Raw genomic sequence first — 23,640 nt, 5'->3', positions numbered from 1 at the left:
GTCAAGTACTTGCTAAACCAGGTACAATCAAGCCGCACACTAAATTCGACGCAGAAGTATACGTACTTTCTAAAGAAGAAGGTGGTCGTCACACTCCATTCTTAAATGGTTACCGTCCACAGTTCTATTTCCGTACAACTGACGTAACTGGTGCGATCCAGTTGAAAGAAGGCGTTGAAATGGTAATGCCAGGCGACAATGTTGAAATGTCAGTAGAATTAATCCACCCAATCGCAATGGACCCAGGTCTACGTTTTGCGATCCGTGAAGGTGGTCGTACTGTAGGTGCTGGTGTTGTTGCGAAAGTAACTGCATAAGCATAATATAGTGACGAATTACGTCTCAAGTTGAGAGCTTTGGCTCTCAACTTGCTTTATAGGTCAGTAGTTCAATTGGTAGAGCGTCGGTCTCCAAAACCGAATGTTGGGGGTTCGAGTCCCTCCTGACCTGCCATATTTTGAAATAAAAAGCTTGATGCTGGCTTAGTTGTTCATATAATAAGTCGCGAGTTCTACGACGAGTACAAAAATGTCGAATGATAAATCGCGTGACGCATTGAGCGACGCGCCAATTCCTCAAAGAAATAATTCTGCTGAAGTTGTTCGTACTGGTTCGCCTTTAGATATTGTTCTATGGGTGATAGCAATTGCATTATTGCTCTCAGCTACCATGGTGAATCAGCATTTACCAGCGTATTGGGCCCCTGCAAATAATGTATGGGTGCGCGTTGGGGTAATTTTTGCTTGTATCGTTGTGGCTTTAGGTTTATTATACGCCACCCATCAAGGTAAAGGCTTCGTTCGTTTGCTGAAAGATGCACGAGTCGAATTGCGTCGAGTAACTTGGCCAACAAAACAAGAAACAGTCACTACATCGTGGCAGGTTCTATTGGTTGTAGTTGTTGCATCGTTAGTATTATGGTGCTTTGACTATGGTTTGGGTTGGTTAATTAAGTTGATTATCGGGTAAAAGAGCTATGAAACGTTGGTACATTATTCATGCCTACTCTGGTTATGAAAAACAAGTGATGCGTTCACTTACAGAACGAATCCAGCGTAGCGCTGTTGCCGATAGCTTTGGTGATGTCCTAGTTCCTACCGAAGAAGTGGTAGAAATGAAGGATGGTAAGAAACGTAAATCTGAGCGTAAATTCTTTCCTGGCTATGTGTTAGTTGAAATGGAAATGAATGATGATACTTGGCACATTGTTAAAGAATGTCCGAAAGTATTAGGTTTTATCGGTGGTACACCTGAAAAACCAGCGCCAATCACTCAACGTGAAGCAGATGCGATTCTTGCGCGTGTACGTAATACTGGTGAAGCTCCACGTCCTAAGACGATGTTTGAACCAGGTGAAGAATTACTCGTTATTGATGGTCCATTCACAGACTTTAAAGGTGTGGTGGAAGAGGTTCAATACGACAAGTCACGTTTAACGTTGACGATTAACGTGTTTAATCGACCAACTCAGGTTGAACTCGAATTTCGCCAAGTCGAAAAAACGATTTAATCTTAATTGGTTGAAAAGCGCCCGATTTTATCGGGCATTGTTGTTGTAACAGTATTGTTACGTAGAAATTGGGGAGCCTAACGGCGCCTGTACCCAGAGGTATTTTAAAATGGCTAAGAAGATTGACGGCTATATCAAGCTGCAAGTTCCAGCTGGTAAAGCAAATCCATCTCCACCAATTGGTCCTGCACTAGGTCAACGTGGTGTAAACATCATGGCATTCTGTAAAGAATTCAATGCTGCTACACAAAAAGTTGAACCAGGTCTTCCAATTCCTGTAGTGATTACTGTGTACAACGACAAGTCGTTCACATTCATCATGAAAACTCCTCCAGCTTCTATTCTTCTTAAGAAAGCTGCTGGTATCCAAAAGGGTTCATCTGTACCTAACAAAACTAAAGTTGGTAAGTTGACTCGTGCTCAATTAGAAGAAATCGCGACTACTAAAGAACCAGACTTAACTGGTGCTGATTTAGACGCGCGTGTTCGTACCATCGCTGGTTCTGCACGTTCTATGGGCTTGGAAGTGGAGCTATAAGACATGGCAAAGTTAACTAAACGTCAAAAAGCCATTGCTGCTGCTGTAGAAGCAAACAAAGTTTACACTTTGGAAGAAGCAGTACAGGTTCTTAACAGCTTACCTGCTGCAAAGTTCAAAGAATCTTTAGACATCTCTGTAAACCTTGGCGTAGATCCACGTAAATCTGATCAGGTTGTTCGTGGTGCTACTACATTACCTGCAGGTACTGGTAAAACTGTACGTGTAGCTGTATTTGCTCAAGGCGCTCAAGCAGAAGCTGCTAAAGAAGCTGGTGCTGATGTTGTAGGTTTTGATGACCTTGCTGAAAGCATTCAAGGTGGAAACCTTGACTTTGATGTTGTAATCGCTGCTCCAGACGCTATGCGTGTTGTTGGTAAGCTCGGTACAATTCTTGGTCCACGTGGTTTAATGCCAAACCCTAAAGTAGGTACTGTAACTCCTGATGTTGCGAATGCTGTTAAAAACGCAAAATCTGGTCAGGCTCGTTACCGTGTAGACAAAGCGGGTATTATTCACGCTGCGATTGGTCAAGTTGGCTTTGATGCTGCTGCAATCCGTCAAAACGTTGAAACTTTAGTTGCTGACTTGAAAAAGTTAAAACCTGCAACTTCTAAAGGCGTATACATCAAAAAGATCACTTTGAGCTCAACTATGGGTCCTGGTCTTACTGTTGATGTAAACAACGTTTCTAACTAAGTTTTAACTTAGTTCTGTACAGAATTTTAAAGTCCTGATTGAGTAGGTAGCAAAAATAGAAATAAGTTTCTATTTTTGCGCAGTTAAAACAATACTTTGACTCTTGCTTATCAGGCGGACTTTGAATTGATGAATGAGAATTTATCAGCGTCAAAGACCTCAGGCGAGAAGCCGTTATTTTCGAATAGCGACTTTTCTTAATAACCCAGCCTGCGTAGACGCGGTGGTGTGATTTGTTCCTCCTCCGCGTGTAAGTCGAAAGGCTTACGAATTGGGAGTGTGCCCATTGGGTGCATAAATCACCTTAGGAGGTTTTACAATGGCTCTTCTTATCGAAGACAAAAAACAGATCGTTTCAGAAGTAAGTGAAGTTGCTTCTAAAGCGTTTGCAGCCGTTGTTGCTGACTATCAAGGTTTAAGCGTAGAGCAATTAACAACACTTCGTGTTGAAGCTCGTAAGTTAGGTGTAACTACACGTATCGTACGTAACACTTTGGCTAAGCGCGCATTCCAAGGTACTCAATTTGATATCTTGAACGACAACCTTGTTGGTCCAACAATTCTAGGTTTTTCAACTTCTGAAGATGACATGGGTGCAGCTGCACGCTTGTTTGAAGAATTTGCAAAAACTAACAAAGCATTTGAGTTAAAAGCTGCTGCATTTGACGGCAAAGTTTATCAAGGTGCTGATGTTAGCGTTATTGCTAATCTTCCAAACCAAGAGAAAGCGCTTACTATGCTTGCCTCTGTTCTTCAAGCTCCTATTTCGAAATTGGGTCGCCTCATTACAGCGCTCAAAGAGAAAAACGAGTCAGAAGCTGCTTAATCAATTTTACACACCATTCAATATCCATTTGGAGTTATTCTCATGGCTTTAACTAACGAAGAAATCTTAAACGCAGTTGCTGAAAAAACTGTTCTTGAACTTGTTGAATTAATTTCTGCTTTCGAAGAGAAATTCAACGTTTCAGCTGCAGCTGTTGCTGTTGCTGCTCCAGCTGGTGGCGCTGCTGCTGCTGCTGAAGAACAAACTGAATTCAACGTTGAGTTGACTTCTTTCGGTGCTAACAAAGTAGCTGTAATTAAAGCAGTTCGTGAAGCAACTGGCCTTGGTCTTAAAGAAGCTAAAGACCTAGTTGAAGGTGCTCCTCAAGTTCTTAAAGAAGGCGTTTCTAAAGAAGAAGGCGAAGAACTTAAGAAGAAACTTGAAGAAGCTGGTGCTACAGTTACACTTAAGTAATTGTAAAAGGAGTCGGTTTTTAAATCGGCTCCATAAAATGGCTGATGGCTCTTGGGTCATCAGCCTTTTTGCGTTACAATAATCGGCTCGATTTTTGTTAGTTTTGTTTGATTTTTAGAAAAATCTAAATAAAACAAGAAATTTCAAATGTTTACCAATATTTTTCATTTTTAAAAATATTGTTAAGCGTTTTTATACCACTAAAAATTGCAGCATTTGTAAACAGTGGTGGCCATATCGGCCTGCGTAATTCCTTCTGAGCCCGTTCTGCAGGCGGGCTTAGTTTACTTTCCGAGGACTCCAGATGGCATACTCATATACCGAAAAGAAACGGATCCGTAAGAATTTTGGTAAATTGCCCCAAGTAATGGATGCACCGTACTTATTATCGATCCAGGTCGATTCGTACAGAACATTCTTGCAAGATGGCAAAACTCCAAAAAACCGCGAAGATATCGGTCTCCAAGCCGCATTTCGTTCAGTTTTTCCTATCGAAAGTTATTCTGGCAATGCTGCTTTAGAATTTGTTGAGTATAGCCTTGGTAAACCTGAGTTCGATGTACGCGAATGTATTCTTCGTGGTTCGACTTATGCGGCACCAATGCGCGTTAAAATTCGTTTGATTATTAAAGATCGCGAAACTAAATCAATTAAAGACGTACGTGAACAAGAAGTCTATATGGGTGAAATCCCACTGATGACTGAAAATGGTACCTTTGTTATCAATGGTACTGAGCGTGTAATCGTATCTCAATTACACCGTTCACCAGGCGTGTTCTTTGACCATGACAAAGGTAAGACTCACTCAAGTGGTAAAGTGTTGTATTCAGCACGTATCATTCCTTACCGTGGTTCATGGTTAGACTTTGAATTTGATGCAAAAGACCTTGTTTACGTACGTATTGACCGTCGTCGTAAATTACTTGCTACTGTTGTGTTACGTGCACTAGGTTATAACAATGAACAAATCTTGAATTTGTTCTACGAAAAAGTACCTGTGTATCTTGACATGGGCAGTTATCAAATTGACCTTGTTCCTGAGCGCTTACGTGGTGAAATGGCTCAATTTGATATTGCTGACAATGAAGGTAAAGTCATTGTTGAGCAAGGTAAACGTATTAATGCGCGTCACGTACGTCAAATGGAAGCTGCAGGTTTAACTAAACTTTCAGTTCCTGACGAATACTTATATGAGCGTATTACTGCTGAAGACATTACTTTACGTGATGGTGAAGTGATTGCTGCGAATACGTTGTTAAGCCATGAAGTAATGGTGAAGTTGGCAGAAGGCGGTGTTAAGCAATTTAACATCCTGTTCACGAACGACATCGACCGTGGTTCTTTTGTTGCTGATACATTACGTGCAGACACAACAGCGGGACGTGAAGAAGCATTAGTAGAAATCTACAAAGTAATGCGTCCGGGCGAGCCGCCAACAAAAGAAGCTGCTGAAAACTTGTTCAATAACTTGTTCTTCTCTTCTGAGCGTTATGACTTATCTCCAGTAGGTCGTATGAAGTTCAACCGTCGTTTAGGTCGTCCTTACGAAGTTGGTACTGACCAGAAGTCACGTGAAGTTGAAGGCATTTTATCGCACGAAGATATTATCGATGTATTACGTACATTGGTTGAAATCCGTAACGGTAAAGGTGAAGTGGACGATATCGACCACTTGGGTAACCGTCGTGTACGTTCTGTTGGTGAAATGACAGAGAACCAATTCCGTGTTGGTTTGGTTCGTGTTGAGCGTGCTGTTAAAGAACGTTTAAGCCAAGCGGAAACAGATAACTTGTCTCCACAAGACTTGATTAACGCTAAACCAGTTGCTGCTGCAATCAAAGAATTCTTTGGTTCAAGCCAGTTATCTCAGTTCATGGACCAAAACAACCCATTATCTGAGATTACACATAAGCGTCGTGTATCTGCGCTTGGTCCTGGTGGTTTAACGCGTGAGCGTGCAGGCTTCGAAGTACGTGACGTACATCAAACTCACTATGGCCGTGTTTGTCCAATTGAAACTCCTGAAGGTCCAAACATTGGTTTGATCAACTCGCTTTCTGTATATGCAAAAGCGAATGACTTCGGTTTCTTGGAAACACCATACCGTAGAGTAGTAGATGGTCGTGTAACTGATGCAGTTGAATATTTATCTGCTATTGAAGAAGTAGGTACTGTTATTGCACAGGCCGACTCTGCTGTAGATAAAGATGGCAACTTAACAGAAGAATTCGTTTCTGTTCGTCACCAAGGTGAATTCGTACGTATGCCACCTGAAAAAGTGACGCATATGGACGTTTCTGCACAACAGGTTGTATCTGTTGCTGCATCACTTATTCCATTCCTTGAACACGATGACGCGAACCGTGCATTGATGGGTTCGAACATGCAACGTCAGGCTGTTCCTACTTTACGTGCTGACAAGCCACTTGTCGGTACAGGTATGGAAGCGAACGTAGCACGTGACTCAGGTGTGTGTGTAATCGCAAACCGTGGTGGTGCAATTGAATATGTAGATGCTTCTCGTATCGTTATTCGTGTAAACGAAGATGAAATGGTTGCAGGTGAGGCAGGTGTAGATATCTATAACCTCATTAAATATACACGTTCGAACCAAAATACTTGTATTAACCAAAATGTTATCGTGAATTTGGGCGACAAAGTTGCTCGTGGTGACATCTTGGCAGACGGTCCATCAACAGACATGGGTGAACTTGCGCTTGGTCAAAACATGCGTGTAGCGTTCATGACATGGAATGGTTATAACTACGAAGACTCGATCTTGTTATCTGAGCGTGTTCTTCAAGAAGACCGTTTAACTTCTATTCATATTCAAGAATTGTCATGTGTAGCACGTGATACTAAGTTAGGTGCAGAAGAAATTACTGCCGATATTCCTAACGTAGGTGAAGCTGCGCTTTCTAAACTTGATGAATCAGGTATCGTTTATATCGGTGCTGAAGTTACTGCTGGTGACATCTTAGTTGGTAAAGTAACGCCTAAAGGTGAAACTCAGTTAACTCCTGAAGAAAAATTGCTTCGCGCAATCTTTGGTGAAAAAGCTGCTGACGTTAAAGATTCATCTTTACGTGTTCCATCTGGTACTAAAGGTACTGTTATCGACGTTCAAGTCTTCACTCGTGATGGCTTAGAGAAAGATGACCGTGCATTAGCGATTGAAAAAGCACAGCTTGATTCTTACCGTAAAGACTTGAAAGAAGAATACAAAATCTTCGAAGAAGCGGCTCGTGAGCGTGTAATTCGTTTACTTAAAGGCCAAGAGTCTAATGGCGGTGGTTCAACTAAACGTGGTGATAAACTTTCTGAAGATTTATTGTCTGGTTTAGAGCTTGTTGATTTACTTGAAATTCAACCGACAGATGAAGCAATCGCTGAGCGTTTAACTCAAATTCAAGTGTTCTTGAAAGAGAAGAGCGCAGAAATCGATGAGAAATTCGCTGAGAAGAAACGTAAGCTTGCAACAGGTGATGAGTTAACAACTGGCGTATTGAAAGTTGTTAAGGTTTACTTAGCTGTTAAACGTCGTATTCAGCCTGGTGATAAGATGGCTGGTCGTCACGGTAACAAGGGTGTTGTATCTAACATCTTACCTGTTGAAGACATGCCACACGATGCGAACGGTGTACCGGTAGATATCGTATTGAACCCGTTGGGCGTACCGTCTCGTATGAACGTGGGTCAGATTCTTGAGACTCACTTGGGTATGGCGGCTAAAGGGCTTGGTGACAAAATCGAAAAAATGTTGAAAGAACAGCGTACAGTTTTAGAGTTACGTGAATTCTTAGACAAGATTTATAACAAAGTCGGTGGCGAGCAAGAAGATCTTGATAGCTTGACTGATGATGAAATCCTAGCACTTTCAGGCAACTTACGTGCTGGTGTTCCTTTGGCTACTCCTGTATTTGATGGTGCTGAAGAAAGTCAAATTAAAGATTTACTTGAATTGGCTGACATTTCACGTACAGGTCAAACAGTATTGTTTGACGGACGTACAGGTGAACAGTTTGACCGTCCAGTAACTGTTGGTTACATGTACATGTTGAAGTTGAACCACTTGGTTGATGACAAGATGCATGCACGTTCAACTGGTTCTTACTCATTAGTTACACAACAGCCGCTTGGTGGTAAAGCACAATTCGGTGGTCAGCGTTTCGGTGAGATGGAAGTATGGGCACTTGAAGCATACGGTGCAGCATATACACTTCAAGAAATGCTCACAGTGAAGTCGGATGACGTTGAAGGACGTACTCGCATCTATAAAAATATTGTAGATGGTAACCATTATATGGATCCGGGTATGCCTGAATCGTTCAACGTATTGACCAAAGAGATCCGTTCTTTAGGTATCAACATTGAACTGAAAAATGGTGACTAAGTCGTAAGACTCACGATTTTTTAGGAAAAAACAATATTTGTGACCCAGTCGGGTAAGCGAGGCTTCCCGGCACACGGAGAAAAAAATTGAAAGACTTGCTCGATATCATGCGTAAGAAAACGGATTCAGATGGTCATGCGCCAGTTGAGTTCGACCGTATCCGTATTGGTCTTGCGTCACCAGAAATGATTAAGTCATGGTCTCATGGTGAAGTTAAAAAACCTGAGACAATCAACTACCGTACGTTCAAGCCAGAACGTGATGGTTTATTCTGTGCCAAAATCTTTGGTCCAGTAAAAGATTACGAATGCTTGTGTGGTAAATACAAGCGTATGAAATACAAAGGCGTCATTTGTGAAAAATGTGGCGTTGAAGTAACTACAGCGAAAGTTCGTCGTGAACGTATGGGTCACATTGAACTTGCTTCTCCAGTTGCGCATATCTGGTTCTTAAAATCGTTACCTAGCCGTATCGGTTTATTACTTGATATGACACTTCGTGATATCGAACGTGTATTGTATTTCGAATCATACGTTGTTACTGATCCTGGTATGACACCATTCGAAAAGTATCAACTTCTTAACGATGAAGAATACTTTACAGCTTTAGAAGAGCACGGTGACGAGTTCGTTGCGAAAATGGGTGCGGAAGCAGTTCAAGACTTGTTGAAAGACATTGATCTTGAAGCTGAAATTGCACGTTTACGCGAAGAAATTCCTCAAACAACTTCTGAAACGAAGTTGAAAAAGGCGTCTAAACGCTTGAAATTGATGGAAGCTTTCAAAGACTCGAACAACAAGCCAGAATGGATGGTAATGAATGTACTTCCGGTGCTTCCACCAGATTTACGTCCATTAGTTCCACTTGAAGGTGGTCGTTTCGCGACTTCTGACTTGAACGATTTATATCGTCGTGTGATTAACCGTAACAACCGTTTGAAGCGTCTTCTTGACCTTGCAGCGCCAGACATTATCGTACGTAACGAAAAACGTATGTTACAAGAGTCTGTAGATGCATTGCTTGATAACGGTCGTCGTGGTCGCGCAATCACTGGTTCTAACAAACGTCCATTAAAATCTTTGGCAGATATGATCAAAGGTAAACAAGGTCGTTTCCGTCAGAACTTGTTAGGTAAGCGTGTTGACTACTCTGGTCGTTCGGTAATTACTGTAGGTCCTACTTTACGTCTTCACCAATGTGGTCTTCCGAAGAAAATGGCACTTGAATTATTCAAACCATTTATTTTCGCGAAACTACAAGCTTCAGGTCAGGCAACAACCATTAAAGCTGCGAAGAAAATGGTTGAGCGTGAGACTCCAGAAGTTTGGGACGTTCTTGCATCTGTAATTCGTCAACATCCAGTTATGTTGAACCGTGCGCCAACACTTCACCGTTTAGGTCTTCAAGCATTTGAACCTATTCTTATTGAAGGTAAGGCAATCCGTCTTCACCCACTCGTTTGTGCTGCGTTCAACGCCGACTTCGACGGTGACCAAATGGCGGTACACGTGCCATTGACACTTGAAGCACAGTTAGAAGCTCGTGCATTGATGATGTCAACGAACAACATCTTGTCACCTGCAAACGGTGAGCCAATCATCGTTCCTTCTCAAGACGTTGTCTTGGGTCTTTACTACATCACTCGTGATGCAGTAAATGCGAAAGGTGAAGGCATGGTGTTTGCGGATACTCACGAAGTAAACCGTGCACTTGCAACTGGTCAAGTTGCGATTCATGCGCGTGTTAAAGTGCGTGTGCATCAAACTGTTATCAATGAAAATGGTGAACGTGAACACCAAACTATTATCGTTGATACAACACCAGGTCGTTGCTTACTTTGGGAAGTTGTTCCACAAGGTTTAAGTTTTGACATGATCAACCTTGAGATGACTAAAAAGAACATCTCTAAGTTAATCAACTCTTGCTACCGTAAACTTGGTTTGAAAGATACTGTTATCTTCGCTGACCAGTTAATGTACTTGGGCTTCCGTCAAGCGACTCGTTCAGGTGTATCTGTAGGTATGGAAGACATGTTAATTCCACCTACGAAACACACAATTATTGATAAAGCGGAAACAGAAGTTCGTGAAATCGAACAACAGTTCGAACAAGGTTTCGTAACTGCTGGTGAACGTTATAACAAAGTTGTCGATATCTGGGCGCGTACAAACGACCAAGTTGCGAAAGCGATGATGGATAACTTGTCTTACACTGTTGTTAAAAACAAACAAGGTGAAGACGAGAAGCAAAAATCATTCAATAGTATCTATATGATGTCTGACTCTGGTGCCCGTGGTAGTGCGGCACAGATTCGTCAGCTTGCTGGTATGCGTGGTTTGATGGCAAAACCGGATGGCTCGATTATTGAGACACCGATTAAAGCGAACTTCCGTGAAGGTTTGACAGTACTTCAGTACTTTATTTCAACACACGGTGCGCGTAAAGGTTTGGCCGATACAGCATTAAAAACTGCGAACTCTGGTTACTTAACTCGTCGTCTTGTAGACGTAGCGCAAGATTTAGTAATTACCGAGCCTGACTGTGGTACAGCCGGTGGTTTGGTAATGACTCCATTCATTCAAGGTGGTGATGTCATCGAGCCATTACGTGACCGCGTATTAGGTCGTGTAACTGCTGAAGATGTACGTCGTGCGTCTGATGATGAAGTTGTATTACCTCGTGGTACGTTAATTGACGAGAAAATCGCAGCTCAGCTTGAAGAAGCTGGTGTCGATGAAGTTAAAGTACGTTCTGTAATCGCATGTGAATCTACATTCGGTGTATGTGCTCGTTGTTATGGTCGTGACCTTGCACGTGGTCACTTGGTGAACCCAGGTGAATCAGTAGGTGTAATGGCTGCGCAATCAATTGGTGAGCCAGGTACACAGTTAACGATGCGTACGTTCCACGTAGGTGGTGCTGCGAGCCGAACTTCTGCTGCAAACAGTGTTCAAGTACGTAACAAAGGTACTGTACGTTTCCATAACGTGAAAACTGTACAACACGCGAAAGGTCACTTGGTTTCAGTTTCACGTTCAGGTGAAATTGGTATTGCCGATGAGTTAGGCCGTGAGCGTGAGCGTTATAAACTTCCTTACGGTGCAAGCATCTTGTTGAAAGATGGTGAAGTCGTTGAGGCAGGTGGTATCGTTGCAACTTGGGATCCGCATACACATCCATTAGTAACAGAAGTTGCTGGTAAAGCACGTTTCAGCCAAATCGCTGATGGTGTAACTGCAACATCGAAAACTGATGATGCAACTGGTATGACAACTGTTGAAATCTTGCCTGTAACAGCACGTCCTGCTTCTGGTAAAGATTTACGTCCAGCAATCGTATTGGATACGGCTGATGGTGGTGAACAGTTCTACTTCTTACCACAAAACACGATTGTTACCGTTCGTGATGGCGAAACAATTGGTGTGGGTGACGTTATTGGTCGTGTACCACAAGAATCTTCACGTACTCGTGATATTACCGGTGGTCTTCCACGTGTTGCTGACTTGTTCGAAGCACGTAAGCCGAAAGAACATGCGATCTTGGCAGAAGTGTCTGGTATCGTAAGCTTTGGTAAAGAGACTAAAGGTAAGAACCGTTTAGTAATTACTCCAGATGACGGTTCTGAAATTTACGAAGAGTTGATTCCAAAATGGCGTCAAATCAACGTGTTTGAAGGTGAACATGTGAACCGTGGTGAAACCATTTCTGATGGTCCACAAAACCCACATGACATCTTACGCTTGAAAGGTGAAGTTGCTTTAACTAACTACATCGTGAACGAAGTTCAAGACGTTTACCGTCTCCAAGGTGTAAAAATCAACGACAAGCACATTGAAGTTATCGTACGTCAAATGTTGCGTAAAGTTGATATCATCGATGGTGGTGATACAAGCTTCATTAAAGGCGAACAAGTGGATTACATCCGTGTTGTTCAAGAGAACCAAGCTGTCTTGGCTCAGAACAAGTTCCCTGCGAAGTTTGAACGTCAATTGATGGGTATTACGAAAGCATCGCTTTCTACTGACTCGTTTATCTCTGCTGCATCGTTCCAGGAAACAACTCGTGTGTTAACTGAAGCTGCTGTAACAGGTAAAGAAGATGATTTACGTGGCTTGAAAGAAAACGTTGTTGTGGGTCGCTTGATTCCAGCTGGTACTGGTCTTGCATACCACTTAGAGCGTCGTCGTCAAGAAGCAGAAGCTGCAGAACATGAGCTTCATAATGACTTCAGCGAAGTAGACCAAGCATTCAGCCAAGCATTAAACTCAGAGCAATTCTAGGTTTAGACTGGCAATAAAAAAAGGCACCTCAGGGTGCCTTTTTTTATTTATATTCATTTTTAACAATTAAAAGTTGTAATTACATAAACACATTAAAGAGCCATTATTTTATTACTTAAGCGGGATAAAGACTCCACAAAAAACCATTAGGCTACCTGCTTATGAAGACTGGAGTAAATCGAATGAAAAAAATGATGATGATTGCAGGTGTGGGTTTGATGTCAACCACGCTATTTGTCGGCTGCCAAAATGCAAGTCCAGAAAGCAAACGTATTGGTTCAGCCGCTATTGGTGGTGGTGCAGGTGGTGCAGTCGGTAAACATGTGGGCGGTAATATTGGTGCAGGCTTAGGGGCGGCACTTGGCGCAGGTGTGGCAGCGAATGCAAAAGGGTCTAGCAGTAAAACTGTACGTAATAGTGCAATTGGTGCCGGTGTGGGTGCTATCTTAGGTGGCGCAATCATTGGTGGTGATTCAGGCGCCGCTGCAGGAGGAGCGCTAGGTGGTAGCGCAGGCGCGGCTTATGAAGAGAAAAAAGGAAAATACTAAAATTACCCTTTAAGATATTTAAAAAAAGAAGCTCTTATTTAATGAAGAGCTTCTTTTTTGTTTCTTTAGTAGATTGAAATTTAAATAATTAACTCTACATAGAAGGCTTTTACAAAATATCAATCGATTGCCACAGTGCGATAACACAAACTGATCAAATTACTCATAAAAGAAGATTATGCTTTGATAAGAGCACAAAGGAGTGAGTACGGTCATGAAAAAAACAATTGGTTTAATTTCTACTTTAATGTTATCTGCATTTATGTTCACTGGTTGTCAGAATATGAGTCCATCTGACCAGCGCATTGGCGCAGCTGCATTAGGCGGTGCTGTTGGTGGTGGAGTTGGTAACCATGTGGGTGGTGGTATAGGTGCGGGTGTCGGTGCAGCAGCAGGTGCTGGTGTAGGTTCAAATAGCCAAGGCGGTAGTAAGCAAACCACGACCAAGAGTGCGATCGGAGCTGGTATCGGTTCTGTGGTAGGTAAAGCAATATTGGGTGGTGACTCTGGTGCTGCAATTGGTGGCGCAATTGGTGGTGGTGCCGGTGCTGCGATTGAAGAAAAGAAATAAAGTTTACTGATATAAAATAAGCGCCTTAGAGCGCTTATTTTATTGTTGAAAAGCTTTTGCTTTTTTACGGCGAATGTAGAGGGTCTTTTGCACTTCAGCAATTCTCACGCCCGATTCATCAAAAATATTTAGATGATATGTTCTGAGTACAGGAGCATAGTTTTCGGCGAGTTCTCGAATCTGTTCAATTTCTGCTAAATCAACTCGGATGTCCGCATAAACAGTACTTCGGCCAGGTGATAAAAAATTAATCTCAGCCGCTTTATCCCAGACAATGTATTTTGATCCTAAGTGATGCATAAGAATCAGCATATAAAATGGATCAACCATCGAGTAAAGACTTCCACCAAAATGAGTACCTACCAGATTTTGATTTTTCCAGGTCAGCGGCATTTTTACCCGAACATGACAAAGTTCTAAGTTCATGACTTCAATATAAATCCCTGCCCCACGATAAGGTGGGTAGTGGTTAAATAAGAATTTAGAAATTGAAGGAATGTTCTGAAGTTTTTTTAAAATAGCCATAATAGTCAATTTTTTTTATTGCAACACTGGTCATACTAGATAAGTATCATCTTTTTTATATTGATGGCAATGCTTTATCCGATTAACGACATGATCGATTGAAAAACAAAATAGGAAATGATTATGCAGCCAAAGATTTATACACTAACAACAAGTGACCAACAAACGCTTTGTGCCAAGGCTTGGGGCGATGAGAAAAATACTCCATTAGTTTTAGTACATGGTTATCCTGATAATCAGGAAGTATGGGAATCGGTCATTGAGCATTTAATCAATGATTTTTATATTGTTACTTATGATGTCCGTGGAGCGGGCTTGTCATCTATTCCTAAACGAATACGAGATTATCGTTTAGAGCGTTTATCTTTAGATTTACAAGAAGTCGTCGATGAAGTACTCCCAAACCGACAGTTCCATATGGCTGCACATGATTGGGGTTCAATTCAGTCTTGGGAGTCTGCAACTGAACCTAAATTTAAAGGTCGCTTGTTATCTTACACGACCATCTCTGGTCCTTGTTTAGATCATGCTGCACTCTTCTTAAGAGATAAATTTAAAACAGATCCTGCAAAGATCTTAAAAATATTAACGAAATCATGGTATATCGGTGCGTTCCATTTACCATTAATTGCTCCAACAGTATGGTCTCTATTTAGCCCAGAAAAATGGGGCAAAATATTAAAAGACTTAGAGCGAAAAGATAATTTACCGTTAAATAGTAATATTTCTGCTGACGGTAAATATGGGATTAATTTATACCGTGCGAATTTTATTCCTCGCTTAACAGCTCCTCGCCAGCGTTATGCACAGTGTCCAGTCAAAGCAATAATTTTAAAATACGATACTTTTGTGAGTCCTGAATATATTACGGAAGCAATGCCAAAATGGGTTGAAAACTTTGAGTATGTTGAGCTTGAAGCAAACCATTGGGCGATTCTGAGTCAGGCTGAAAAAGTGGCAGGTCATATTCGTCAGTTTATTCAATCACAAAGTAAATAAGTGACTGTTTAATATACAAAACTGCTCATTCGGCGATATTTTCGGCTTCGTAGATGCGAATCTGATAGAATATCGCCTTTTGTTTTGTTCTGAATTTGTTCATGAATGCTGTTGTTGTGGCGATTGCTGTGATGTTTTTACTCTCACTAGCACGCGTTTCTGTCGTATTGACATTAGTGGTCTCTGCCATTGTTGGTGGTCTTGTTGCGGGTTTAAGTCTTTCTCAAACGGTTGAAGCTTTTAATGCTGGTCTAGGTGATGGTGCCGAAGTTGCACTTGCTTATGCCGTATTAGGCGCATTTGCACTTGCTCTTTCTAAATCGGGTTTACCCGACCTGCTTGCTCACAAGCTTATTGGTCTTTTGGGAATGGAAGCGGGGAAAAGCCGTGAAACCAAAGTAAAATATTTACTCTTAGGTATTTTACTGATTGCTGCCATTTTCTCTCAAAACCTAATACCAGTTCATATTGCATTTATTCCTGTACTTGTACCGCCGTTATTACGAGTCATGAACCATTTAAAGCTAGACCGCCGCGCAGCAGCTTGTGTTTTGACTTTAGGTTTAGTGGGTACCTATATTTTTCTACCTGTCGGCTTTGGGGCGATTTTCCTTGAACAAATCTTAATGGGAAATATCAACAAAATTGGTGCTGCTTATGGCTTACATGTAGAACGAGGCATGATGCCAATTGGCATGGCAATTCCAGTTCTAGGAATGGTTTTAGGTACTTTGGTTGCGGTGTTTATTAGTTACCGTAAGCCAAGAATTTATGCAGATCGTACCATTACCCCTGTAACCACCATCGATTTAGATAAACCTCTGCGTGTAACAGCGCAAGATGAAACAGCAGATCTAAAAGCAGATGCAGAAGAACTTAAACATGAAGCAGAGCAAGGCCCTGTAATTGCTAAGAAAACAATTTTCATGGCTTTACTGGCGATAGGCCTCACTTTAGTTGCACAGCTTTATTCTGGCTCAATGATTTTGGGTGGTTTAGTAGGCTTTGCAATTTTGTCTACAGCAGGCATTTTTAAGTGGCAAGATGCAGATGATGTCTTTGTACAAGGCATGCGAATGATGGCTCTAGTCGGTTTTATTATGATCTCCGCTGCGGGTTTCGCTTCAGTCATGACGCATACTGGGGATATCAATCAACTGGTAAAAGGTGTGGTTGAAATCATTGGGGATAATCGTGCGCTTGCAGCTTTCTTAATGCTTTGTATTGGTTTATTTGTCACGATTGGTATTGGTTCATCTTTCTCAAGTGTTCCTGTTTTAGCAGTTATTTATGTGCCTTTATGTGTACAGTTTGGTTTCTCGCCATTAGCAACGATTGCACTGATTGGAACAGCAGCGGCTTTAGGTGATGCAGGTTCTCCAGCTTCCGATTCAACTTTAGGACCTACAGCTGGCTTAGGAGTAGATGGGCAGCATGACCATATTTGGGATACTGTGATTCCAACATTTATCCACTTTAATATTCCTCTACTCGTTTTTGGTTGGATTGCAGCCATGGTTTTATAAGTTTTTATAATATATTGAATTAAAACCTCCTTAATAATTATCTAAAGATAAGCATTAAGGAGGTTTTTTTATGCTATAAATAAAACATGCATTTAAAATAAATTATATTAAAATACTCGGAATTTAAAGTATATTAAAAAGGTTGGTTATATAAAATAATTCTGATTAATTAGGTTGGGATAAAAACCAATTAAAATGGTTGGTTAATATATAATTTTATTTAAAACAGTTATTTAAAAATAAATATAAAAATAATTTTATAATGGGTGTTGCATCAATTTAAAATAAATGTTTATTATAAATATAAATAAGGTTGGAGATATTAAAGTGTTCAAAAAAGCGTTAGTTATTGCATTAATGGGGATGTCTTCATTTACTTTTGCTGGTAATTGGCAAGTAAAATTTGGTGGTAGTGTTATTGCTCCATCTGAGGATACAACAACTGCTTTAGGTGTAGTAAAGGCTGATAATGAATATGCATTTACACCATCAGTTGAATACTTTTTTGGCGAATCTCCTTTTTCGGCAGAATTATTATTAGCAACGCCAGTTAATCATGATGTTTTATTAGATGGTCAGAAAGTAGCGCGTATTAAACAATTGCCACCGACAATTACCGCGAAATATCATTTTAAAAACTCAACTCGTTTTACACCGTATATTGGTATCGGGGCAACAGCATTTATTCCTTGGGATGAACAAGGTGTTGCTGACAAAGTAAAAGAAGATTTTGGTGTAGCTGGTCAAGTTGGTTTTAACTTTCAACCTGCTGATGCAAAAAATTGGGGTGTATTTGTAGATGTTCGCTACGCGGATATTAGCCCAGAAGTTACTTTAACAAATGGTGCTAAATTCGACTTGGATATTAACCCGTTTGTTTACACTTTAGGTTATAGCTATAAATTTTAAGCATAATAATAAATAGAAAAAATATAATAACAAACCTAGACTCAGGCACCTCACATAGATTTTATGTGAGGTTTTTTATTTTATTGTTCTCACTAAAAAAAGCATAAAACAGACAGTTTTCTACATATTCTTTCAACCTTTATTTTTAAACTATTTTTTATATATCTTTAAAGGAATAACGTCATGAATAGAAAATTCGCCATAGGCTTAGCACTTTTAAGTGGTATGGCTTTTACTCATAGTGTGCAGGCAGCTAGTTTCTCTTGCGATGCAGCAAAAACCAAGACGGAAGTAAGCATTTGTAAAAACCGTTCTTTAAATGATGCAGATGTCAAAATGGCAACGACTTATCAAATTGTTTTACATGCTTTGCCAATGGGTGGTCGTGATAATCAAAAAGATACGCAGCAGCAGTGGTTGAAAAAAAGAAATGCTTGCGCAGCTAATGTAAGTTGTATTTCCAAAGCTTATCAACAGAGGCAACAACAGTTAGATTCTATCTTACAAGATAGGGTATTAAGTCACGGTCCATTTTAGTTAAAGAAAAATTTTTTAATATTCAGGATTGAAAAATTCTAGAAGTACTCCATTCATAAAGCATTCGAGAACAAACAAACTTCAAAATTTAAGGAGTGATTTATGAGTGAACAAGCATCACAAAATTATAGTTTCCAAGCAGAAGTAGCACAGCTTTTACATTTAGTGACGCATTCTCTCTATTCGAACCCTGAAATTTTCTTGCGTGAGCTTATTTCGAATGCATCAGATGCATGTGATAAGTTGCGTTTTGAAGGAATTAATCATCCTGAATATTATGAAAATGATCCGGACTTACATGTACGAATCAGCTTAAATAAAGAAGATAAAACTTTAACGATTTCTGATAACGGTATTGGTTTAAGCCAACAAGAAGCAATTGATAACTTGGGTACCATTGCAAAATCAGGTACTAAAGACTTCATGTCAAAATTGACGGGTGACCAGAAAGCGGATGCTCAGTTGATTGGTCAGTTTGGTGTTGGCTTTTACTCAGGTTTTATTGTTGCCGATAAAATTACGGTGGAATCACGCCGCGCAGGTTTAGATGCTTCTGAAGGGGTGCGTTGGATCAGTGGCGGTACAGGCGAGTTTGAAGTTCAGCAAATTGATAAAGCTTCACGTGGTACTGACATTATTCTTCACTTGCGTGATGACGCGCTTGATTATTTAGAATCTTATAAAGTTAAGCAGATCGTTAATAAATATTCTGACCACATTAGCTTGCCAATTGAAATGCAAAAAGAAGTTTGGCAAGAAGAGGAAGTCGCTGAAGGTGAAGAACCTAAAGGTGGCCAAATGGTCAAAACTGACGAATGGGAAGCGATTAACTCTGCAAGTGCTTTATGGACACGTAACAAAAGTGAAGTGACTGAAGAGCAATATGTTGAGTTTTATAAAAACTTAACGCATGACTTTGAAGCGCCACTGGCTTGGGCTCATAACCGTGTAGAAGGTAGTACGGAATATACCCAGTTACTTTATATTCCAAGTAAAGCACCTCATGACATTTTTACACGTGAAGCAAAAGCGGGAATTAAGCTGTATGTAAAACGCGTATTCATTATGGATGATGCGGATAATTTAATTCCAAACTATTTACGCTTTGTACAAGGTGTCGTGGACAGCGCCGATTTACCGCTTAATGTGAGCCGTGAGTTGTTGCAAGAAAGCCGTGACGTTAAGACAATTCGTGAAGGTAACGCACGCCGTGTACTCACTTTGCTTGACGGCTTGGCTAAATCAGAAGATGAAAAAGACCAAGAAAAATTCAAGACGTTCTACACTGAGTTTGGTTCAGTGCTTAAAGAAGGCTTGGGTGAAGACTTCGGTAATCGCGAGCGTATTTTAAAATTATTACGTTATGCAACTTCAACAAATGATGAAGTGGTAACTTCTTTTGCAGACTATAAAGCGCGCATGAAAGAAGGCCAAAAAGCCATTTATTACGTTACTGCTGACAGCTTAGCTGCTGCTAAAAACTCTCCACAGCTAGAGTTGTTTAAGAAAAAAGGCATTGAAGTATTATTAATGACAGAGCGTGTTGATGAGTGGGCAATGAACTTTGTTCATGAGTTTGACGGTACGCCATTAAAGAATGTATCTAAAGGCGCTGTTGATTTAGGTGACTTACAAGATGCAGAAGAGAAAAAGGCACTTGAGCAAGCGGCTGAACAATTTAAGCCTGTGGTTGAGAAATTAAGTGACTCGTTGAAGGCTAAAACTAAAGAAGTACGTGTAACGACCCGTTTGGTAGACTCTCCGGCGTGTTTAGTAACAAGTGAAGGTGAGTTATCACCGCAACTTATTCGTATGTTGAAACAAGCAGGTCAAGCTGTTCCTGAAATCAAGCCAATTTTAGAAATTAACCCTGAGCATCCTTTAGTGAAAAAACTTGAAGGTTCAGAACAATTTGATGACTTGGCAAACGTGATTTTTGATCAGGCTGTGATTGCAGAAGGTGGTTTACCAGAAGACCCAGCAGCTTATGTGAAGCGTATTAATAGCCTATTGTTGAAATAATTTTTTGATATAAAAAAAGCCTCTGAACTGTCAGAGGCTTTTTTGTGGATAAAGAAAGAGTTATCCACAACTTAATGATTTTTGGTTAAAAATTAGCTTCCAGATTCATTTGTACACTCAATTGATGCTTAGGGTCATCATCAATATGATTAAAAAAATTAAGATCATTTTGCATAAAAATCCAATCTCGCCATATAGGCTGACGCCATGAGAGATAGGGTCCCCAACTATTTATCCGCATGTCATTTTTGGTATATACGCCACCACTATAAATACCGTAAGTCAGACTATTATCTTTTACAAACGCAAATTGTTGAAAAGTCCAATTGCCCCAGTTGTATTCTTCATTTTCGCTCTTATTCACATTAAATTTGTTAGCGAATAGGGTGTTGTCTTGCATTTTCTGCGTTAAGTTGAGTGTTGTTTCCGTATAGTTCCGGCTGGTTGAACCGTAGCGAAAGACCTGTTCGGTATCTATGCTTATGTTATGTCTTAAATTCCATTTTTTCTTGGCAAGAAATTGTACGTAAACATCACTGTCTGAATTTGAGCCTAAATCAAGATTATTTTCGAAAGGCATCCATGTTGAAATCGTATCCCAGCTTGCGGTAAGTGGATTACTAACCGAAATATGGGGTGTTGAAGCTTTCTTCTTTTTCTTACCTAAGGTTTTATAAGGGTGCTTGGGCTGAGTTGCACGGCTCCATAACGTATCATTTCCAAACACCGCCATCAGGTCCTGAATAAGTGCGGCATCTGAATCATTATTTGTTTCTGCTTCACAGGGTGAAGGCGAAAAAGAGAGTATGTGACTATTATTTCTTATGAATAGGGTGGACGAATGTAGAGATCGTCTTGTAGAGCGTTGATGCTTGAAAGAAGTAGAGAAAAGCTGTGTATGAGGAATTAAAACCAACATACCTAAACTATAAATACAAAGTAAGGCTTTAGATTTATATTCGAATGAAAAAGAAGAGAATTGATTCATTTTTATGAAAATCAAGAATCAAAAGTTAGCTCAGTATTGTAAGGGAAAAAGCTTAAATTTTTATTTAAAAGTATTTTATTTTTCATCACCTTGGAGACAGCCTCCAAGGTGGTTCTTAGCAATTAGAACAGTGCTTCTAAACGTAAGAATGTGCTGACAAAATGGTTACGGTCTTCACGGTGGTCATTAAAGTAATTGACGTCGCCTTGTACAAAGAACCATTCACGAAAGAGCGGCTGACGCCATGATACAAATGGTCCCCAACTGTTTAAGCGTAAATCGTTGTCGTTGTAATAGCCACCTGTATAAATACCATAGTTAAAACGGTTATTTGCAAAGAAACTATGTTCGCGGAAAACTCGGTTTTCCCATGTTAAATCATCATCTTGATCATCGGCATACGTTAAGCTGAACTGGTTCGATAAAATCGGTTGATTTGGACGAGCATGGGTAAGCTCTAGGTTAGTACGTAAATAATTTTCACTATGAATGCCATAGCGATAAATCTCTTCAGCATAAAACTTAAAGTCATTACGGAGTTGCCAATTTCTCGATGCTTTTAAGCGAACATACACGTCGTCTCCAGAACGGATACCTAAGTCTGCATCTGTTTCAAACGGCAGTTTTTTAGAGAAATTTGACCAACGTAATGCGATTGAGCTGTTGTCATCTCGTGTTCGTTTAGTATCAAGTTTCTTATTTGAATCTTGATTTGGGTTTTGGTTAATATTGGCTGGACTATTATTAAATTCGTTATCTAAAGAGTCATCACCAAACACCACGCTTAAGCGTTTCTCTAGCGTAGGGAGTTTAATCTTCCCGCGTATTCTGGGTTTGATTTCAAAGTTATCGTATTCATTCCAATAGTTATCAACCATTACACGGATGGTTGCAGTAGCTGGTTTTTGCGGGTCGACTTCACCAAACCAGTTATCAATTTTTTCAGAGGTATGATCAGCCCAATTTCGAATTTTCTTTTGCTTACGGTCAAACCAAGTCTGATCTTCAGTTTGCTCGGTGGGTGGAACAATAGGTTGATTGGACTGCTCCGGAAAAATCGTTGGGGTGGCATCAATCCACCTTGGGATTTGATCTAAAAGATTTTCATCTTTATTTTCTTCGGTTTGTACTCCAGATGACGAACCTTTGACTTGCTGAGTTGAAGAAGAGTTTACTTCTGCATGAGCCATACATACTGAACCAAATCCTAAAGTTACAAGTGCGAAAAGCTGCCGATACGTAATAACGTGAAATATTTTCATATCTATCTTTTATGTTTTGTTGTTATTGTCACTTTTGTTGATTTCTCTAATAAAATCAAGAGGACGACACAAAAGTTAAGTAAATTTAACTTTTCTTACATATTTGAAATAAGTTAAAAAGTTTAAGCTATTAGCGAGAATTTTTAAGCAAAAAAAATCCCCCAAACTAGGGGGATTTTAGATCAAGGAAACTTCAAATTCCGATCATTAAACATATAAAAAACAGAACATTACAGCGCGAATATTCTAAGTCGCAATCATAAACACATTTTAAACAATTGAATAGTTCTTTTTTTAGAACGCTCTATTGCTAAAACGGTGATAAAACATACGATTTGTTCACACTTTACAATTAAGACTGTTTATCTTGTGGAATATCACATGTTTCATCATTACAAACAGCTGCGTCATCTTGCTCGATTTCTTCAGCATTTGCTTTGAGCTGTGCTTGTTCTAACACTTGTAAAAACACTTCACGAGGCTGTGCACCTGCAAGCGCAATTCTTTGATCAAATACAAAGAATGGTACGCCAGTTACATTGAGCTGCTCGTGTGCAATTTTTTCGTCATGACGAACGAAGTCAGCCAATTCATTCGTATCGAGTACATATTCAACTTCGGCATTATCAAGGCCAATACGAGAAGCGATTTCCTCTACGACTTCACGTTCACCAATCGCTAAACCTTCAGTCATATAAGCATGGAAAAAGGCTTCTTTTGCTTGGTTACCTAAACCTTTACTTTGGGCAAGATGAATAATACGGTGAGCGTTAAAGCTATTGCCTGAGTTGGCTTTTTGCCATTGGAAATCGATACCTTCAGAGGCAGCCATGGCCGCAATGTTGCGCTCCATTTCTTCCATCTCTTCATAGGTACGGCCATATTTTTTCGCTAAACGCTCAGTATTTGAAGTGTCATGTGTTGCTGGCGCATTCGGATCTAATTCGAAACTATGCCAATGAATATCAAGTTCAATACCAGCTTCAGCCGCGACATGTTCAAGGCGTTTTTTGCCGATGTAACAGAAAGGACAAACTACATCAGACCAGACATCAACACGCATGGGAGAATCTCATAAATTTTAATTACCCAT

At 40.2% G+C, this 23,640-nt stretch carries 20 protein-coding genes and 1 tRNA gene; 17 read left to right on the top strand and 4 right to left on the bottom strand.

Going from position 1 to position 23,640, the window contains the following annotated elements; translation table 11 throughout:
- The 12 genes from AC1PJ9_RS07775 to AC1PJ9_RS07720 all read left to right on the top strand — a co-directional run.
- The coding region (locus tag AC1PJ9_RS07775; protein ID WP_032017488.1) for an EF-Tu C-terminal domain-related protein at positions 1-317 on the top strand (317 nt) is incomplete at its 5' end.
- Between the two features lie 60 nt (positions 318-377).
- A tRNA-Trp gene (locus tag AC1PJ9_RS07770) sits at positions 378-453 on the top strand.
- Between the two features lie 75 nt (positions 454-528).
- Positions 529-969 carry a preprotein translocase subunit SecE gene (gene secE, locus AC1PJ9_RS07765; RefSeq protein ID WP_002157045.1) on the top strand — a complete coding sequence of 147 codons (441 nt, stop codon included), beginning with the start codon at positions 529-531 and terminating at the stop codon, positions 967-969.
- A 7-nt stretch (positions 970-976) separates the two neighbouring features.
- On the top strand, positions 977-1,510 hold the full coding sequence (gene nusG / locus AC1PJ9_RS07760; protein WP_002115092.1) for a transcription termination/antitermination protein NusG: 534 nt from the start codon (positions 977-979) through the stop codon (positions 1,508-1,510).
- A gap of 109 nt (positions 1,511-1,619) precedes the next feature.
- Positions 1,620-2,048, top strand: a complete 429-nt coding sequence (rplK, locus tag AC1PJ9_RS07755; protein ID WP_001074682.1) for a 50S ribosomal protein L11 — start codon at positions 1,620-1,622, stop codon at positions 2,046-2,048.
- A 3-nt stretch (positions 2,049-2,051) separates the two neighbouring features.
- Positions 2,052-2,747, top strand: coding sequence for a 50S ribosomal protein L1 (gene rplA / locus AC1PJ9_RS07750; RefSeq protein WP_002156922.1), 696 nt, complete (start codon positions 2,052-2,054; stop codon positions 2,745-2,747).
- Positions 2,748-3,066: 319 nt separating this feature from the next.
- Positions 3,067-3,573, top strand: coding sequence for a 50S ribosomal protein L10 (gene rplJ, locus AC1PJ9_RS07745; RefSeq protein WP_002157004.1), 507 nt, complete (start codon positions 3,067-3,069; stop codon positions 3,571-3,573).
- A gap of 42 nt (positions 3,574-3,615) precedes the next feature.
- The gene (gene rplL / locus AC1PJ9_RS07740) at positions 3,616-3,987 is read left to right on the top strand and encodes a 50S ribosomal protein L7/L12 (protein WP_174728237.1); all 372 of its coding nucleotides are present in this window, start codon (positions 3,616-3,618) and stop codon (positions 3,985-3,987) included.
- Positions 3,988-4,291: 304 nt separating this feature from the next.
- Entirely contained in the window at positions 4,292-8,380 is a 4,089-nt protein-coding gene (gene rpoB, locus AC1PJ9_RS07735; RefSeq protein ID WP_263612767.1) for a DNA-directed RNA polymerase subunit beta, read from the top strand.
- A gap of 86 nt (positions 8,381-8,466) precedes the next feature.
- The gene (gene rpoC, locus AC1PJ9_RS07730) at positions 8,467-12,660 is read left to right on the top strand and encodes a DNA-directed RNA polymerase subunit beta' (RefSeq protein WP_311087017.1); all 4,194 of its coding nucleotides are present in this window, start codon (positions 8,467-8,469) and stop codon (positions 12,658-12,660) included.
- 182 nt (positions 12,661-12,842) lie between these two features.
- On the top strand, positions 12,843-13,208 hold the full coding sequence (locus AC1PJ9_RS07725; RefSeq protein WP_263612769.1) for a DNA transfer protein p32: 366 nt from the start codon (positions 12,843-12,845) through the stop codon (positions 13,206-13,208).
- 214 nt (positions 13,209-13,422) lie between these two features.
- A complete protein-coding gene (locus tag AC1PJ9_RS07720; protein ID WP_311087016.1) occupies positions 13,423-13,779 on the top strand; it encodes a DNA transfer protein p32 in 357 nt (118 codons plus the stop codon).
- A gap of 39 nt (positions 13,780-13,818) precedes the next feature.
- Here the strand turns inward: AC1PJ9_RS07720 and AC1PJ9_RS07715 are convergent, their stop codons facing one another.
- Positions 13,819-14,304, bottom strand: coding sequence for a DUF4442 domain-containing protein (locus AC1PJ9_RS07715; RefSeq protein WP_263612771.1), 486 nt, complete (start codon positions 14,302-14,304; stop codon positions 13,819-13,821).
- Between the two features lie 117 nt (positions 14,305-14,421).
- Between AC1PJ9_RS07715 and AC1PJ9_RS07710 the strand changes: the two genes are divergently transcribed.
- The 5 genes from AC1PJ9_RS07710 to htpG all read left to right on the top strand — a co-directional run bounded on the left by AC1PJ9_RS07710 (position 14,422) and on the right by htpG (position 20,297).
- Positions 14,422-15,303 (top strand): alpha/beta fold hydrolase, encoded by an 882-nt coding sequence (locus tag AC1PJ9_RS07710; RefSeq protein ID WP_311087015.1) that lies wholly within the window; start codon positions 14,422-14,424, stop codon positions 15,301-15,303.
- 101 nt (positions 15,304-15,404) lie between these two features.
- A complete protein-coding gene (locus AC1PJ9_RS07705; RefSeq protein ID WP_311087014.1) occupies positions 15,405-16,829 on the top strand; it encodes a Na+/H+ antiporter family protein in 1,425 nt (474 codons plus the stop codon).
- Positions 16,830-17,156: 327 nt separating this feature from the next.
- Positions 17,157-17,738, top strand: coding sequence for an OmpW/AlkL family protein (locus AC1PJ9_RS07700; protein ID WP_263612774.1), 582 nt, complete (start codon positions 17,157-17,159; stop codon positions 17,736-17,738).
- Between the two features lie 183 nt (positions 17,739-17,921).
- Entirely contained in the window at positions 17,922-18,275 is a 354-nt protein-coding gene (locus AC1PJ9_RS07695; protein WP_263612775.1) for a lysozyme inhibitor LprI family protein, read from the top strand.
- 102 nt (positions 18,276-18,377) lie between these two features.
- Complete coding sequence (gene htpG, locus AC1PJ9_RS07690) at positions 18,378-20,297, top strand: molecular chaperone HtpG (protein ID WP_263612776.1); 1,920 nt, start codon at positions 18,378-18,380, stop codon at positions 20,295-20,297.
- Between the two features lie 85 nt (positions 20,298-20,382).
- Here htpG and AC1PJ9_RS07685 read toward each other — a convergent pair whose 3' ends face one another.
- The 3 genes from AC1PJ9_RS07685 to AC1PJ9_RS07675 all read right to left on the bottom strand — a co-directional run bounded on the left by AC1PJ9_RS07685 (position 20,383) and on the right by AC1PJ9_RS07675 (position 23,610).
- Entirely contained in the window at positions 20,383-21,285 is a 903-nt protein-coding gene (locus AC1PJ9_RS07685; RefSeq protein WP_263612777.1) for a selenocysteine synthase, read from the bottom strand.
- A 122-nt stretch (positions 21,286-21,407) separates the two neighbouring features.
- Positions 21,408-22,547, bottom strand: coding sequence for a hypothetical protein (locus AC1PJ9_RS07680; RefSeq protein ID WP_263612778.1), 1,140 nt, complete (start codon positions 22,545-22,547; stop codon positions 21,408-21,410).
- A 352-nt stretch (positions 22,548-22,899) separates the two neighbouring features.
- On the bottom strand, positions 22,900-23,610 hold the full coding sequence (locus tag AC1PJ9_RS07675) for a DsbA family oxidoreductase (RefSeq protein ID WP_263612779.1): 711 nt from the start codon (positions 23,608-23,610) through the stop codon (positions 22,900-22,902).
- Between the last annotated feature and the right edge of the window lie 30 nt (positions 23,611-23,640).

The sequence above is a fragment of the Acinetobacter sp. 70_2 genome (genome assembly GCF_056736115.1).
This window is presented reverse-complemented; position numbering and strand designations above follow the sequence as displayed.